Source organism: Nonomuraea purpurea, assembly GCF_042650645.1.
Classification (GTDB): domain Bacteria; phylum Actinomycetota; class Actinomycetes; order Streptosporangiales; family Streptosporangiaceae; genus Nonomuraea; species Nonomuraea purpurea.
Genome location: NZ_JBHSBI010000013.1, coordinates 295,030 through 309,896, shown reverse-complemented (window position 1 = coordinate 309,896; position 14,867 = coordinate 295,030). Strand labels below are relative to the sequence as shown.

The following is a 14,867-nucleotide window of genomic DNA, read 5'->3' as shown; positions in this document are numbered from 1 at the left end:
AGTCGCTGTGTCTCAACGTCGAGGTGCTGTCCAGCGACGGCATGTCGATCGAGATGCGCGACACCGACGAGGACGTCTTCCGCGCCGCGGAAGAGCTTGGCATCGACCTGTCCCGGCGTGAGCCGAGCAGCGTGGAAGAAGTCTGAGGGGGAGATCGCACAAATGCTGGACGTCAACTTCTTCGACGAGCTCAGGATCGGCCTCGCGACCGCCGACGACATCCGTCAGTGGTCCCACGGCGAGGTCAAGAAGCCCGAGACCATCAACTACCGGACCCTCAAGCCGGAAAAGGACGGACTCTTCTGCGAGAAGATCTTCGGTCCGACCCGCGACTGGGAGTGCTACTGCGGTAAGTACAAGCGCGTCCGGTTCAAGGGCATCATCTGTGAGCGCTGTGGCGTCGAGGTGACCCGCGCCAAGGTGCGTCGTGAGCGGATGGGCCACATCGAGCTGGCCGCGCCGGTCACGCACATCTGGTACTTCAAGGGCGTTCCCTCGCGTCTTGGCTACCTGCTCGACCTGGCCCCGAAGGACCTGGAGAAGGTCATCTACTTCGCGGCGTACATGATCACGCATGTCGACACCGAGATGCGTGAGCGTGACCTGCCCTCGCTGGAGGCGAAGATCTCCGTCGAGCGGCAGCACATCGAGCAGCGCCGTGACGCCGACGTCGAGACCAGGCAGAAGAAGCTCGAGGCCGACCTGGCCGAGCTTGAGGCCGCCGGCGCCAAGGGCGACCAGCGCCGCAAGGTCCGCGAGGGCGCCGAGCGCGAGATGCGCCAGCTCCGCGACCGGGCCCAGCGCGAGCTGGACCGGCTCGAGGAGGTCTGGAGCCGCTTCAAGAACCTCAAGGTGCAAGACCTTGAGGGCGACGAGCTGCTCTACCGCGAGATGCGCGACCGCTTCGGCCGCTACTTCAAGGGCGGCATGGGCGCGCAGGCGATCCAGGACCGCCTGATCAGCTTCGACCTCGACGTCGAGTCGGAGAACCTGCGCGAGACCATCCGCAGCGGCAAGGGCCAGAAGAAGGCCCGCGCCCTCAAGCGGCTCAAGGTCGTCTCGGCGTTCCTGAACACGACCAACTCGCCGCGCGGCATGGTGCTCGACTGCATCCCGGTCATCCCGCCGGACCTGCGCCCGATGGTGCAGCTCGACGGTGGCCGCTTCGCCACCTCCGACCTCAACGACCTGTACCGCCGGGTCATCAACCGCAACAACCGCCTCAAGCGTCTGCTCGACCTCGGCGCGCCCGAGATCATCGTGAACAACGAGAAGCGGATGCTCCAGGAGGCCGTCGACGCGCTGTTCGACAACGGCCGTCGCGGTCGCCCGGTCACCGGCCCCGGCAACCGGCCGCTGAAGTCCCTCAGCGACATGCTGAAGGGTAAGCAGGGCCGCTTCCGCCAGAACCTGCTGGGCAAGCGAGTCGACTACTCCGGCCGTTCGGTCATCGTCGTCGGCCCGCAGCTCAAGCTGCACCAGTGCGGTCTGCCCAAGCAGATGGCGCTGGAGCTGTTCAAGCCGTTCGTGATGAAGCGGCTGGTCGACCTCAACCACGCCCAGAACATCAAGTCGGCCAAGCGGATGGTCGAGCGCGCCCGCCCCGTGGTGTGGGACGTGCTCGAAGAGGTCATCACCGAGCACCCGGTGCTGCTCAACCGCGCTCCGACGCTCCACCGCCTGGGCATTCAGGCGTTCGAGCCGCAGCTGGTCGAGGGCAAGGCCATCCAGATCCACCCGCTCGTCTGCACCGCCTTCAACGCGGACTTCGACGGCGACCAGATGGCCGTGCACCTGCCGCTGTCGGCTGAGGCCCAGGCCGAGGCACGCATCCTGATGCTCTCGACCAACAACATCCTCAAGCCGGCCGACGGCAAGCCCGTGACGATGCCCACCCAGGACATGGTCATCGGCCTCTACTGGCTGACCACCCAGAAGGACGGCGCGCAGGGCGAGGGCCGCGTGTTCGGCTCGATCGCCGAGGCGCAGATGGCCTTCGACCGCCGCGAGCTGGACATCCAGGCGAAGATCCAGATCCGGCTCAAGGACGTCCTGCCGCCGCGTGAGTGGGTGGCCCCGGAGGGCTGGGAGCAGGGCGACTCGATCAGGCTGGAGACGACGTTCGGGCGGTGCCTGTTCAACCAGACGCTGCCCGAGAGCTACCCGTTCGTCGACTTCCAGGTCGGCAAGAAGCAGCTGTCCATCATCGTGAACGAGCTGGCGGAGACCTACCCCAAGATCGAGGTCGCCGCTTCGCTCGACGCGCTCAAGGACGCGGGCTTCCGCTGGGCGACGCGCTCCGGCGTCACGATCTCGATCGAGGACGTCGTCGCGCCGCCGAACAAGACCGACATCATGGAGAACTACGAGCGCCGGGCCGACAAGGTCCAGCGCGAGTACGAGCGCGGTCTGATCACCGACGAGGAGCGCCGCCAGGAGCTCATCGAGATCTGGACGCACGCCACGGCCGACGTCGAGACCGACATGGTCAACGCCTTCCCGGCGACCAACCCGGTCTGGATGATGGTCAACTCCGGCGCCCGTGGTAACAAGATGCAGGTCCGGCAGATCGCCGGCATCCGCGGCCTGGTGTCCAACACCAAGGGTGAGACGATCCCGCGGCCGATCAAGGCCTCGTTCCGCGAGGGCCTGTCGGTGCTGGAGTACTTCATCTCCACCCACGGTCAGCGGAAGGGTCTGGCCGACACCGCTCTGCGTACCGCCGACTCGGGTTACCTGACCCGTCGTCTGGTGGACGTGGCGCAGGACGTCATCGTGCGCGAGATCGACTGCGGCACCGACCGCGCGGTCCCGCTGCACGTCGGCGAGCGCGACGCCTCGGGCAACCTGGTCAAGGCGGAGAACGCCGAGTCCAACGTGCACGGCCGCATCCTGGCCGAGGACGTCGAGGTCGACGGCAAGGTCATCGCGGCGGCGGGTGTCGACATCAACGACAACCACGTCACCGCGCTGGTCCAGGTCGGCGTCGAGACCGTCCGCACCCGCAGCGCGCTCGTCTGCGAGGCCAAGATCGGTGTCTGCGCGACCTGCTACGGCCGCTCGCTGGCCACCGGCAAGCTCGTGGACGTCGGCGAGGCGGTCGGCATCATCGCCGCCCAGTCGATCGGTGAGCCCGGCACGCAGCTGACCATGCGGACCTTCCACACCGGTGGTGTGGCGGGCGCCGACATCACCCACGGTCTGCCCCGTGTCACGGAGCTGTTCGAGGCGCGCATCCCCAAGGGTGTCGCCCCGATCTCCGAGGCCGAGGGCCGGGCCCGCATCGACGAGACCGACAAGACCAGGAAGATCGTCATCACCCCCGACGACGGGTCGGAGGAGATCGCCTACCCGGTGTCGATGCGCTCGCGCCTGCTCGTGCAGGACGGCGCGCGGGTGCAGGTCGGCACGCAGCTCGTGGCCGGTGCGGTCAACCCCAACGAGGTGCTGCGCATCCTCGGCCCGCGTGCCGTGCAGCTCCACCTGGTGGCGGAGGTCCAGCAGGTCTACCGGTCGCAGGGTGTGTCGATCCACGACAAGCACATCGAGATCATCGTGCGGCAGATGCTCAAGCGCGTGAACGTGCTGGAGTCCGGTGACACCGACCTGCTGCCCGGCGAGCTCGTGGAGCGGCCGCGCTTCGAGCAGATGAACCGCGAGACGGTGGCCGAGAGCGGCACGCCGGCCGCCGGTCGTCCGGTGCTCATGGGCATCACCAAGGCGTCGCTGGCCACCGAGTCGTGGCTGTCGGCGGCCTCCTTCCAGGAGACGACCAGGGTGTTGACGGACGCGGCGATCCACGCCAAGTCCGACTCGCTGCTGGGCCTGAAGGAGAACGTGATCATCGGTAAGCTCATCCCGGCCGGCACGGGCATGCCCCAGTACCGGAACATCCGCGTCGAGCCCACCGAAGAGGCCAAGGCCGCCATGTACACCGTCGGTGGCTACGACGGCACGGCCGCCGACTACACCTTCGGCACGGGTAGTGGCGAGGCCGTTCCTCTCGAGGAATACGACTTCGGCCAGTACAATAGGTGATTTCTTAGTTGCATCTAGGCGATTCGCCCGGGTCTCTGTTTTTGGAGGCTCGGGCGTTTTGCTTTTCTTTTTCTGTACGCGCTGCCGTGGTTGCCCCAAGCGCCGTACGGGGTTGACGGCCCTCCAGGGAGACGGTTTCTGAGCCCTTCAGTGGCCGGGCGCCGTTACGACGTCTTGCTGGCCCCGGTTCGTGGTTCATCCCGTTGAGGAAAGTAAGTCCTTGATTTTGGTGGCTGCTTCTGTGATGGCCGTTATGCCGCCTGCCGAGGCTGTCAGGGTGTTGAGGAAGGTGGTCAGGCGGTTGGGGCGAGGGGTGTCGGCTGCCGCCTCTTCCTCCAGGAGTTCTACTGCTGTTGCCGTCTCTTCGGGGTTTGGCAGTTCTGCACGGTGGTTGGATATTGCGGATTTCAGGTCATTTATCAGGGTTTGTAGTTGGTTGTTGGTGTAATAGTTGACTGTGCCGCCGAAGTTGGCGCCTTGGCCGGAGACCGTGCCGAAGTTGATGCCCTGGCTGCCGGTGATGTTGATGTTGGGTGGGTCGGTCATTTTTCGCCCGCTTTCTGGTTTACTGTGCCGCCGAAGTTGGCTCCATGGCCCGAAACCGTTCCCAAATTGATGCCTTGGCTGCCGCTGATGTCGATTTTGTTGTTGGTGATCTGGGTTATGCGTGCTGCTGCCTCGCCCGTGTCGATGCCGTGGTCGGTGAGGAAGCGGCCGATGCCCTTGAAGACGGCCTCGTGGATGACCTTGTCGAACATCTCGACGTCGCGGGCGATGAAGAAGCGTCGCAGGTCGTCGCCCGCGGCCAGTTCCCTGACGCTCGTGCGCGCGCCGTAGTCGTACAGGCCGCGGCTCTGGATGACGGCGCGGTCGTCGCGCTCCTGGCGGCGTCTGACGGCGCCGCGCCACCAGCGTCCGGACATCCGGTAGGGGGCCGTGAGCAGCAGCGGGAGCGTCTTTGCCGCGCCGTGGGTGGCGGCGACGAACAGGCCCGTGAGCACGTCGGAGGACACCCTGTCCACCAGGGCGTACTCGGGGGCCAGCGGGGGCAGCAGGAATGTGGCGCCCTCCAGGAAGAGGGAGCCGCGCAGCCGTACTGCCCTGACGAAGATCGTCACGATGAGCTGGCCGCCCCAGCCGAGCACCTCGACGCTCAGGTAGACGCGCGCCGACGACTCCGGCGAGCGCGCGACCGCGCGCAGCAGGTCGGCGTCCGCGGCGACCGCCGGCGGGGCGAGCGGGTCGGGCAGCAGGTCGGGGGCGTGGTTGATGTCGACGCCGTTGATGAACAACTGTTCGGCCAGCCGCAGGTTGGGCAGCCCTGTGGCCGCGACCTCCTGGGCCAGGTAGTCGTGCACGTCGTCGGCGTGGAAGCGCCTGGGCGGGCGGTCGCGGTGCGCGGCCTTGGTGGTGTCGATCGCGAACGACCAGCTGTGGTAGTCGGCGCCGCTGCCGACGAACGGGCGGTAGTCGGCGAACACGACGACGTTGCCGCGCTGGGCCTGGACGAGGCGGTCGATCTGCCGCCTGGCCTTCGGGGCAAGGGGCGTCGGCGCCCGTGATGGGGTGAAACGGCGGCTGGACAGCCGCCTGCCGAGCACGACGACCCTCGTGTGGAAGATGTGTGCGGCGACCACCAGCCACGCCAGGAGCAGCGGGATCAGGGCCAGGAAGACCAGGCGGGGCACGTCGGCGCCGTCCAGGCCGGGTAAGTCGTGCAGGGGTGGGGTGCCGGTCAGTCTGAGGGCCACGACGGCCAGGCTGGCCGCGCCTATGAGCAGCAGGAGGACGTCGCGGGTGGCGCGGTGGCGCTCGGCGGCCAGCGCGTGTTTGACGACCGCTGGCAGGTCCACCCCGTACGAGGGCGCGCAGGCGCGATAGGGCTGTCCCAGCGTCTCCTCGACGACGGCGTGGCCGAAGGAGGCGTCGATGTAGCCGGCGGCGCACAGGTAGCGGGTGGTGTTGGTGGGCCGCTGGATCGGGGCGGAGGTCGTGTGGTGCTCCTCCGGCACCGCGCCGCCCTGGATCTGCAGCACGGCCTCGACGTCTCCCATGCGGACCCGCTCGCCCACGGCCAGGCGTACCGGCTGCCGGATCCGGGTGCCGTTCACCCAGGTGCCGTTGGTGGAGCCGCAGTCGGTGATCCACGTCGAGCCGTCGGCGAGCCAGATCCTGGCGTGCCTGCGGCTGAGCTCCTCGGAGTCGATGCGCAGTTCCGCGGAGCGGCCGATGTCGGCGGGGGCCTCCGTGACGGGGAAGCTCCGTCCCCGCAGCTCGGGCGGCTGAACGATCACCAGTTCGAAGGGGGAGGTGGGGAAGTTCCGGCCGGCCGCTTCAGACAATCCGGCCTCCGCCCCGCTGCAACAGCTTGGGGAGCAGCGACATTCGAGTCTCCCTCTCGACGGTTCGCCGGTGAGGCCGGCCCCATATTCCGCACCTGCTGGTCCGTTGCGGGTCGGCCGCCCCGAAGACACCCCCGCCGAAGTGCGGTGGGGTGGAGAATGTTGCGGTGGTGTGCGGGAAATGAGGCTAGCCGCGGGGAGGCCGCGTCGCTTCGGGGAGTGACCTAGGGATTACCCTAGGGGTGGGCACGCGGACTTCACCTTCCCGACGCCAGAGCTTCGGCGAAGCGCGCACACGGCACCCCCGCGGACCGATATCATTGCCGTGGCGCTACGGATGGGCTGGATGAAACAGGCCCCGGCGACGCGGAGTGGCAAAGCCTGTCGGGTGCTGCCGCGCCGTTTTGACGTGTCGGGCGGGCCTGGGTAGTCTTGAGCATCGTGCCCGTCTCTAGCGGGCTCTCGGCTGTGCGCTCATAACCATATTGGAGAGTGTCGGCCGGCCTCTCAGGCTCTCGATCCTCGCGGATGTGTCTGTGCACGAGCGCGACACGCCCGAGCGCGGGGGCACCGGGGCCAGATAAACCAGCAGGTCATGACACCGGCAGAACCTGCGAAACGCAAGACCCAATGACGTAACACCGGCCAAGGCACGAAACGGAGTGGCAGTGCCCACTATTCAGCAGTTGGTCCGCAAGGGCCGGCAGGACAAGGTTTCAAAGACCAAGACTCCTGCCCTCAAGGGGAGTCCGCAGCGGCGCGGCACGTGCCAGCGCGTGTACACCACGACTCCGAAGAAGCCCAACTCGGCACTGCGCAAGGTGGCCCGCGTTCGACTCACGAACGGCATCGAGGTCACGGCCTACATCCCTGGTGTGGGCCACAACCTGCAGGAGCACTCCATCGTGCTCGTGCGTGGCGGTCGTGTGAAGGACCTGCCCGGTGTTCGCTACAAGATCATCCGCGGTTCGCTCGACACCCAGGGTGTCCGCAACCGCAAGCAGGCCCGCAGCCGCTACGGCGCGAAGAAGGAGAAGAGCTAACCATGCCTCGTAAGGGTTCTCCTGGCCGCCGTCAGCTCATGTCTGACCCGGTTTACAGCTCGCCGCTGGTCACCGCTCTGATCAACAAGGTGCTCCTTGACGGCAAGCGGTCCATCGCGCAGTCGATCGTCTACGGCGCTCTCGAGGGCTGCAGGGACAAGACGGGCAACGACCCGGTCGTCACCCTGAAGCGCGCGCTTGACAACGTCAAGCCCACCCTCGAGGTCCGCAGCCGTCGCGTCGGTGGCGCGACCTACCAGGTGCCGGTCGAGGTGCGCGCCGCGCGCAGCACCACCCTGGCCCTGCGCTGGCTGGTGCAGTACTCCCGCGCCCGCCGCGAGAAGACCATGACCGAGCGCCTCATGAACGAGCTCCTCGACGCCAGCAACGGCCTCGGGGCGAGCGTGAAGAAGCGCGAGGACACCCACAAGATGGCCGAGTCCAACAAGGCCTTCGCCCACTACCGCTGGTAACCCCGGCGGGTTCGACGAGACGACGAGGACGCGAGAGAAGTGGCCACCACGACCGCTCTTGACCTGGCCAAGGTCCGCAACATCGGGATCATGGCCCACATCGACGCGGGCAAGACCACCACGACCGAGCGCATCCTGTTCTACACCGGCATCAACTACAAGATCGGTGAAGTCCACGAGGGCGCTGCCACGATGGACTGGATGGAGCAGGAGCAGGAGCGCGGCATCACGATCACGTCTGCCGCGACCACCTGTGAGTGGGTCGGTCACACCATCAACATCATCGACACCCCGGGGCACGTCGACTTCACCATCGAGGTGGAGCGTTCGCTCCGCGTCCTCGACGGCGCGGTCGCCGTGTTCGACGGCGTCGCGGGTGTCGAGCCGCAGTCGGAGACGGTGTGGCGCCAGGCTGACCGCTACGTCGTCCCCCGGATCTGCTTCGTGAACAAGATGGACCGTGTCGGCGCGGAGTTCCACCGCTGCGTCGACATGATGATCAGCCGCCTGGGCGCGACCCCGGCTGTCATCCAGCTTCCCTGGGGCGTTGAGGCCGACTTCAAGGGCGTCATCGACCTCATCACGATGAAGGGTCTCATCTGGAGCGCCGAGGCCGCCAAGGGCGAGATGTACGACACCGTCGACATCCCGGCCGACCACGCCGACGCCGCCCGTGAGTGGCGCGACCGCCTCATCGAGACGGTCGCCGAGAACGACGACGAGCTGATGGAGCTCTTCCTCGAGGGCACCGAGCCCACCGAGGAGCAGTTGGTCGCGGCCATCCGCCGCGCCACGCTGGCCAGCGCCATCAACCCGGTGTTGTGCGGTACCGCGTTCAAGAACAAGGGCGTGCAGCCCCTGCTCGACGCGATCGTCGCCTACCTGCCCGCCCCGACCGACATCCCGGCCTTCAAGGGCCACGCGGTCGGCGACGAGGACAAGGTCATCGAGCGGCACGCCGACCCGACCGAGCCGTTCTCCGCGCTGGCGTTCAAGATCGCCAGCGACCCGCACCTCGGTAAGATCACCTACATCCGCATCTACTCGGGCACGCTCGAGGCCGGTTCACAGGTCATCAACTCTGTGAAGGGCAAGAAGGAGCGGATCGGCAAGATCTACCAGATGCACGCCAACAAGCGCGAGGAGCGCCCGACGGCGATCGCCGGTCAGATCGTGGCCGTCATGGGTCTGAAGGACACCACGACCGGTGACACCCTCTCCGACCCGACGCACCAGGTCGTGCTCGAGTCGATGACGTTCCCGGCTCCGGTCATCAACGTCGCCATCGAGCCCAAGACCAAGGGCGACCAGGAGAAGCTCTCGACCGCCATCCAGCGGCTGGCCGAGGAGGACCCGTCCTTCCAGGTCCGTCGTGACGAGGAGACCGGTCAGACGGTCATCTGGGGCATGGGCGAGCTTCACCTGGAGATCCTCGTCGACCGTATGCGTCGCGAGTTCAGGGTCGAGGCCAACGTCGGCCGCCCGCAGGTGGCCTACCGCGAGACCATCCGTCGTAAGGTGGAGAAGGTCGACTACACCCACAAGAAGCAGACCGGTGGTTCCGGTCAGTTCGCGCGGGTGATCATCAACCTCGAGCCGCTGGGCGAGGGCAACGACGGCTACGAGTTCCAGAACAAGGTCACGGGTGGCCGCGTCCCGAGGGAGTACATCCCGTCGGTCGACGCCGGCGCCCAGGAGGCCGCCGAGTTCGGCGTCCTGGCCGGTTACCCGATGGTCGGCGTGAAGGTGACGCTGACCGACGGTGCCGCGCACGACGTGGACTCCTCGGAAATGGCCTTCAAGATCGCCGGCTCGATGGCCTTCAAGGAGGCCGCGCGCAAGGCGGACGCCGTGCTCCTCGAGCCGATGATGGCCGTCGAGGTGACCACGCCCGAGGACTACATGGGCGAAGTCGTCGGTGACCTCAATAGTCGCCGTGGGCAGATCCAGTCCATGGACGAGCGGGCCGGCGCCCGTGTCGTCGAAGCGCTCGTGCCGCTGTCTGAGATGTTCGGCTACGTGGGTGACCTGCGTAGCAAGACGCAGGGGCGCGCGAGCTACAGCATGCAGTTCGACTCCTACGCGGAGGTGCCTCCGGGCATCGCCAAGGAGATCGTCGCGAAGGCCCGGGGCGAATAGTTTCCGGTCCGAGCTTTCGTCGGCGCTTTCGCCGACGAAAGCTCAACCGGGACTTATGTCCTGGTCCCTGGCGGGGAGGTGCGAGCCACCCCGCCGCCAAGGGGTTCGGATTATCCCGGGCCCGAGTGTGTAGACGAAAGTCAGTCAGATTCTCAAGGAGAGAACTAGTGGGTAAGGCCAAGTTCGAGCGGACCAAGCCGCACATGAACATCGGCACCATTGGGCACATCGACCACGGCAAGACCACGCTGACCGCGGCGATCACCAAGGTGCTTCACGACCGTTTCCCGGAGCTCAACAAGGCGACGCCGTTCGACAAGATCGACAAGGCGCCCGAGGAGAAGGCTCGCGGCATCACGATCTCCATCGCGCACGTCGAGTACCAGACCGAGAAGCGTCACTACGCGCACGTTGACTGCCCCGGTCACGCCGACTACGTGAAGAACATGATCACCGGTGCCGCTCAGATGGACGGCGCCATCCTCGTGGTCGCCGCCACCGACGGCCCGATGCCGCAGACGAAGGAGCACGTCCTCCTGGCCCGCCAGGTCGGCGTCCCCTACATCGTCGTGGCCCTCAACAAGTCCGACATGGTGGACGACGAGGAGATCCTGGAGCTCGTCGAGCTCGAGGTCCGTGAGCTCCTGTCCGCTCAGGAGTTCCCCGGCGACGACCTGCCGGTCGTCCGCGTCTCCGCGCTCAAGGCTCTTGAGGGCGACGAGAAGTGGGTCGACAGCATCATCGAGCTGATGAACGCCGTCGACGAGAACGTCCCCGAGCCCCCGCGTGAGACGGAGAAGCCGTTCCTCATGCCGGTCGAGGACGTCTTCTCGATCACCGGTCGCGGCACCGTCGTCACCGGTCGTATCGAGCGCGGCATCGTCAAGATCAACGAGCAGGTCGACATCATCGGCATCCGGCCGGAGAAGACGACGACCACCGTCACCAGCATCGAGATGTTCAACAAGATGCTCGACGAGGGTCACGCGGGCGACAACGCCGCCCTGCTGCTGCGCGGCATCAAGCGCGACGACGTCGAGCGCGGCCAGTGCATCATCAAGCCGGGCACGACCACCCCGCACACCGAGTTCACCGGCCAGGTCTACATCCTGTCCAAGGACGAGGGTGGCCGCCACACGCCGTTCTTCAACAACTACCGCCCGCAGTTCTACTTCCGTACGACTGACGTGACCGGTGTCGTGAACCTCCCCGAGGGCACGGAGATGGTCATGCCGGGCGACAACACCGAGATGCGCGTTGAGCTGATCCAGCCCATCGCCATGGAGGAAGGCCTCAAGTTCGCGATCCGTGAGGGTGGCCGCACCGTCGGCGCCGGCCGGGTCGTGAAGATCATCAAGTAGCAAGACCGTCGGGGCGGCGGTCGGCCCCGGACTTCGGGACCGACCGCCGCGCTCATTGAGTGGGGCCCCGCGCACAGGCGCCGTGATCCTGCAGTAGCTTCGGCCCGCGTGACCGAAGTCACTGCCGGATCACGGAAGAAAAGGCAGATCCACCGCGTCTGCCTCGTGGGGTCAATGCGGGCTCGACCTGCATGAGCACACAGCGGCAACAGGCCGCACGATACTTTTTCAGACGACAGCGAAGGACACCGAGGCCACTATGGCGGGACAGAAGATCCGCATCCGGCTTAAGGCCTATGACCACGAGGTCATCGATAGCTCGGCCAAGAAGATCGTCGAGACGGTGACGCGGACTGGCGCGAAGGTCGCGGGCCCGGTGCCGCTGCCGACCGAGAAGAACGTGTACTGCGTCATCCGCTCGCCGCACAAGTACAAGGACAGCCGCGAGCACTTCGAGATGCGCACGCACAAGCGGCTGATTGACATCATCGACCCGACCCCCAAGACGGTTGACTCGCTCATGCGGCTCGACCTTCCCGCGGGTGTCGACATTTCGATCAAGCTCTGAGGGAACGCACTGACATGGCTAAGACGATCAAGGGCGTCCTGGGCAAGAAGCTCGGCATGACCCAGGTCTTCGACGCGGACAACCGGATGGTTCCGGTGACCGTGGTCGAGGCCGGTCCGTGCGTGGTGACCCGGGTCCGCACCGCCGACAAGGACGGCTACTCCGCCATCCAGCTCGGCTTCGGACAGGTCGACCCCAGGAAGGTCAACAAGCCGCTCGGCGACTACCTGCGTAAGCACGACATCACCCCGCGCCGTTACTTCGCGGAGATCCGCACCGACGACGCGAGCGACTACACCCTGGGCCAGGAGCTGCTGGCCGACACCTTCGAAGCCGGCCAGTTCGTCGACGTGACGGGCAAGAGCAAGGGCAAGGGCTTCGCCGGTGTCATGAAGCGGCACGGCTTCGGTGGTCTGGGCGCGTCGCACGGTACGCAGCGCAAGCACCGTTCGCCGGGTTCCATCGGTGGCTGCGCCACCCCGGGCCGCGTTTTCAAGGGTCTGCGCATGGCTGGCCGGATGGGTAACGTCCGCACCACCGTGCAGAGCCTCAAAGTTCACTCCGTGGACGTCGAGAACGGTCTCATCCTGATCAAGGGTGCGATCCCCGGCGCCAACGGAAGCCTGGTCCTCGTCCGCACCGCTGCCAAGAAGGGGGCATCCAAGTGAGCACCACTATCGACGTCCTCGACGCCGGCGGTGCCAAGACCGGCACCGTTGACCTGCCCGAGGACATCTTCGGCACCAAGGTCAACGTTCCGCTGATCCACCAGGTGGTCGTGGCCCAGCTCGCCGCTCGCCGGCAGGGCACCCACAAGGCCAAGACCCGTGGTGAGGTCTCCGGCGGAGGCAAGAAGCCGTACCGCCAGAAGGGCACCGGCCGCGCCCGTCAGGGTTCGACCCGCGCGCCCCAGTTCACCGGCGGTGGCGTCGTCCACGGTCCCGTGCCGCGCGACTACTCGCAGCGCACGCCCAAGAAGATGAAGGCCGCCGCCCTGCGTGGCGCCCTGTCCGACAGGGCTTCCGGCGGTCGCGTCCACGTGGTCAGCAAGCTGGTCACGGGGGAGACCCCCAAGACCAAGGCCGCGCTGGAGTCCCTGCGCAAGATCACCCAGGCTCCGCGCGTGCTCGTCGTGGTCGACGAGGCCGACGAGCTGACGTGGCTGAGCCTGCGCAACGCCCCGGAGATCCACCTGCTGGACGCCGGGCAGCTCAACACCTACGACGTGCTCGTGCACGACGATGTGGTCTTCACCCAGGAGGCGTACGACCAGACCGTCGCTCGCTTGAGCAACAGCGGGAAGGATGAGGCCTGATGGCTGAGCAGGACGTCACTCCCGAGGTCGAGGCCGCCAAGCCCAAGGGCCGACTGGAGCGAGTCACCGACCCGCGTGACATCATCATCAAGCCGGTCGTCTCTGAGAAGAGCTACGGCCTGATCGATGAGAACAACAAGTACACGTTCCTGGTGAAGACGACCGCGAACAAGACCCAGGTCAAGATCGCCGTCGAGCAGATCTTCGGGGTCAAGGTCACCAGCGTGAACACCATCAACCGGCAGGGCAAGCGCAAGCGCACCCGCACCGGTTACGGCAAGCGTCCCGACACCAAGCGCGCGATCGTGAGCCTGGTCGAGGGCGATCGGATCGACATCTTCGGTCAGATCGGCTAGCTCAGCAAAACAAGCGTGCCACTACAGGCTCGCGGGATGAGACCGCCGTGCTTGCGCGCGGCGGGCTCACCCATGTAACCGACGAAGGATGAACGAAAAAGATGGGCATCCGTAAGTACAAGCCGACGACCCCGGGTCGCCGCGGCTCGAGTGTCTCGGACTTCTCCGAGATCACCCGCAGCACGCCCGAGAAGTCGCTGCTTGCACCCCTTCACAGCAAGGGCGGCCGCAACGTACACGGCCGAGTCACCGCGCGCCACCAGGGCGGCGGTCACAAGCGCGCCTACCGGATCATCGACTTCCGTAGGCATGACAAGGACGGCATCCCGGCCAAGGTCGCTCACATCGAGTACGACCCCAACCGCACCGCCAACATCGCTCTGCTCCACTACGCCGACGGCGAGAAGCGCTACATCATCGCGCCGACGGGCCTCAAGCAGGGCGACCGTATCGAGAACGGCCCCGCTGCCGACATCAAGCCGGGCAACTGCCTGCCGCTGCGCAACATCCCGACCGGTACCTTCATCCACGCGGTGGAGCTCCGTCCGGGCGGCGGCGCCAAGCTCGGCCGTTCCGCGGGCGCCCAGATTCAGCTGCTCGCCAAGGAAGGCCAGTACGCCACCCTGCGTATGCCGTCCGGGGAAATGCGCATGGTCGACGTGCGCTGCCGGGCGACGGTCGGCCAGGTCGGCAACGCCGAGCAGGCCAACATCAACTGGGGCAAGGCCGGCCGTATGCGGTGGAAGGGCAAGCGCCCGACCGTCCGCGGTGTCGCGATGAACCCCGTTGACCACCCGCACGGTGGTGGTGAGGGCAAGACCTCCGGTGGTCGCCACCCGGTGAACCCGAAGGGCAAGCCCGAGGGCCGCACCCGTCAGGCCAACAAGGCCAGCGACCGGCTGATCATCCGGCGTCGGAGCAAGAGGAAGAAGCGGTAGGAGCAGCCGAAATGCCACGTAGCCTTAAGAAGGGTCCCTTCGTGGACGACCACCTTCAGAAGAAGGTCGACGTCCAGAACGACAAGGGCACCAAGAACGTCATCAAGACGTGGTCGCGGCGCTCCATGATCGTTCCCGACATGCTCGGGCACACGATCGCCGTCCACGACGGCCGCAAGCACGTCCCGGTGTTCATCACCGAGTCGATGATCGGCCACAAGCTCGGAGAGTTCGCCCCGACGCGCACGTTCCGCAGCCACGTCAAGGAAGACCGCCGCAGCCGGCGGTAAGCGT

13 protein-coding genes are annotated in these 14,867 nt (G+C 66.5%); 11 read left to right on the top strand and 2 right to left on the bottom strand.

Going from position 1 to position 14,867, the window contains the following annotated elements:
* The first annotated feature begins 162 nt into the window (after window positions 1-162).
* Complete coding sequence (locus ACFOY2_RS26550) at window positions 163-4,038, top strand: DNA-directed RNA polymerase subunit beta' (protein ID WP_379530776.1); 3,876 nt, start codon at window positions 163-165, stop codon at window positions 4,036-4,038.
* Between the two features lie 195 nt (window positions 4,039-4,233).
* On the opposite strand, the gene ACFOY2_RS26545 is transcribed toward ACFOY2_RS26550, so the two are convergent.
* Together ACFOY2_RS26545 and ACFOY2_RS26540 are read right to left on the bottom strand one after the other, a co-directional pair.
* The gene (locus ACFOY2_RS26545; RefSeq protein WP_379530775.1) at window positions 4,234-4,584 is read right to left on the bottom strand and encodes a DUF5955 family protein; all 351 of its coding nucleotides are present in this window, start codon (window positions 4,582-4,584) and stop codon (window positions 4,234-4,236) included.
* Complete coding sequence (locus ACFOY2_RS26540; RefSeq protein ID WP_379530774.1) at window positions 4,581-6,380, bottom strand: FHA domain-containing protein; 1,800 nt, start codon at window positions 6,378-6,380, stop codon at window positions 4,581-4,583. Before ACFOY2_RS26540 ends, ACFOY2_RS26545 begins: the two co-directional genes overlap by 4 nt.
* Before the next feature lie 668 nt (window positions 6,381-7,048).
* On the opposite strand from ACFOY2_RS26540, the gene rpsL reads away from it, so the two are divergent.
* The 10 genes from rpsL to rpsS all read left to right on the top strand — a co-directional run bounded on the left by rpsL (window position 7,049) and on the right by rpsS (window position 14,863).
* Complete coding sequence (gene rpsL, locus ACFOY2_RS26535) at window positions 7,049-7,423, top strand: 30S ribosomal protein S12 (RefSeq protein ID WP_357830290.1); 375 nt, start codon at window positions 7,049-7,051, stop codon at window positions 7,421-7,423.
* Between the two features lie 2 nt (window positions 7,424-7,425).
* Window positions 7,426-7,896, top strand: a complete 471-nt coding sequence (rpsG, locus tag ACFOY2_RS26530; protein WP_138670613.1) for a 30S ribosomal protein S7 — start codon at window positions 7,426-7,428, stop codon at window positions 7,894-7,896.
* 90 nt (window positions 7,897-7,986) lie between these two features.
* Entirely contained in the window at window positions 7,987-10,035 is a 2,049-nt protein-coding gene (fusA, locus tag ACFOY2_RS26525; RefSeq protein WP_379530792.1) for an elongation factor G, read from the top strand.
* 167 nt (window positions 10,036-10,202) lie between these two features.
* Entirely contained in the window at window positions 10,203-11,396 is a 1,194-nt protein-coding gene (tuf, locus tag ACFOY2_RS26520) for an elongation factor Tu (RefSeq protein ID WP_379530773.1), read from the top strand.
* Window positions 11,397-11,655: 259 nt separating this feature from the next.
* Window positions 11,656-11,964, top strand: coding sequence for a 30S ribosomal protein S10 (gene rpsJ / locus ACFOY2_RS26515; protein WP_012887830.1), 309 nt, complete (start codon window positions 11,656-11,658; stop codon window positions 11,962-11,964).
* A gap of 14 nt (window positions 11,965-11,978) precedes the next feature.
* Entirely contained in the window at window positions 11,979-12,632 is a 654-nt protein-coding gene (gene rplC / locus ACFOY2_RS26510) for a 50S ribosomal protein L3 (protein WP_344896267.1), read from the top strand.
* A complete protein-coding gene (gene rplD / locus ACFOY2_RS26505) occupies window positions 12,629-13,279 on the top strand; it encodes a 50S ribosomal protein L4 (RefSeq protein ID WP_379530772.1) in 651 nt (216 codons plus the stop codon). Before rplC ends, rplD begins: the two co-directional genes overlap by 4 nt.
* Window positions 13,279-13,635 (top strand): 50S ribosomal protein L23, encoded by a 357-nt coding sequence (rplW, locus tag ACFOY2_RS26500; RefSeq protein WP_379530771.1) that lies wholly within the window; start codon window positions 13,279-13,281, stop codon window positions 13,633-13,635. The genes rplD and rplW overlap by 1 nt, the downstream gene beginning before the upstream one ends.
* Window positions 13,636-13,736: 101 nt before the next feature.
* A complete protein-coding gene (gene rplB, locus ACFOY2_RS26495) occupies window positions 13,737-14,573 on the top strand; it encodes a 50S ribosomal protein L2 (RefSeq protein WP_080043237.1) in 837 nt (278 codons plus the stop codon).
* An 11-nt stretch (window positions 14,574-14,584) separates the two neighbouring features.
* Window positions 14,585-14,863 (top strand): 30S ribosomal protein S19, encoded by a 279-nt coding sequence (gene rpsS, locus ACFOY2_RS26490; RefSeq protein ID WP_357830275.1) that lies wholly within the window; start codon window positions 14,585-14,587, stop codon window positions 14,861-14,863.
* Window positions 14,864-14,867: the final 4 nt, after the last annotated feature.

Bases quoted from the DNA above. Each gene is read 5' to 3' on its own strand.
- ACFOY2_RS26550 (WP_379530776.1), top strand. From the start codon at position 163: ATGCTGGACGTCAACTTCTTCGACGAGCTCAGGATCGGCCTCGCGACC.
- ACFOY2_RS26545 (WP_379530775.1), bottom strand. From the start codon at position 4,584: ATGACCGACCCACCCAACATCAACATCACCGGCAGCCAGGGCATCAAC.
- rpsG (WP_138670613.1), top strand. From the start codon at position 7,426: ATGCCTCGTAAGGGTTCTCCTGGCCGCCGTCAGCTCATGTCTGACCCG.
- fusA (WP_379530792.1), top strand. From the start codon at position 7,987: ATGGCCCACATCGACGCGGGCAAGACCACCACGACCGAGCGCATCCTG.
- rpsJ (WP_012887830.1), top strand. From the start codon at position 11,656: ATGGCGGGACAGAAGATCCGCATCCGGCTTAAGGCCTATGACCACGAG.
- rplC (WP_344896267.1), top strand. From the start codon at position 11,979: ATGGCTAAGACGATCAAGGGCGTCCTGGGCAAGAAGCTCGGCATGACC.
- rplW (WP_379530771.1), top strand. From the start codon at position 13,279: ATGGCTGAGCAGGACGTCACTCCCGAGGTCGAGGCCGCCAAGCCCAAG.
- rplB (WP_080043237.1), top strand. From the start codon at position 13,737: ATGGGCATCCGTAAGTACAAGCCGACGACCCCGGGTCGCCGCGGCTCG.
- rpsS (WP_357830275.1), top strand. From the start codon at position 14,585: ATGCCACGTAGCCTTAAGAAGGGTCCCTTCGTGGACGACCACCTTCAG.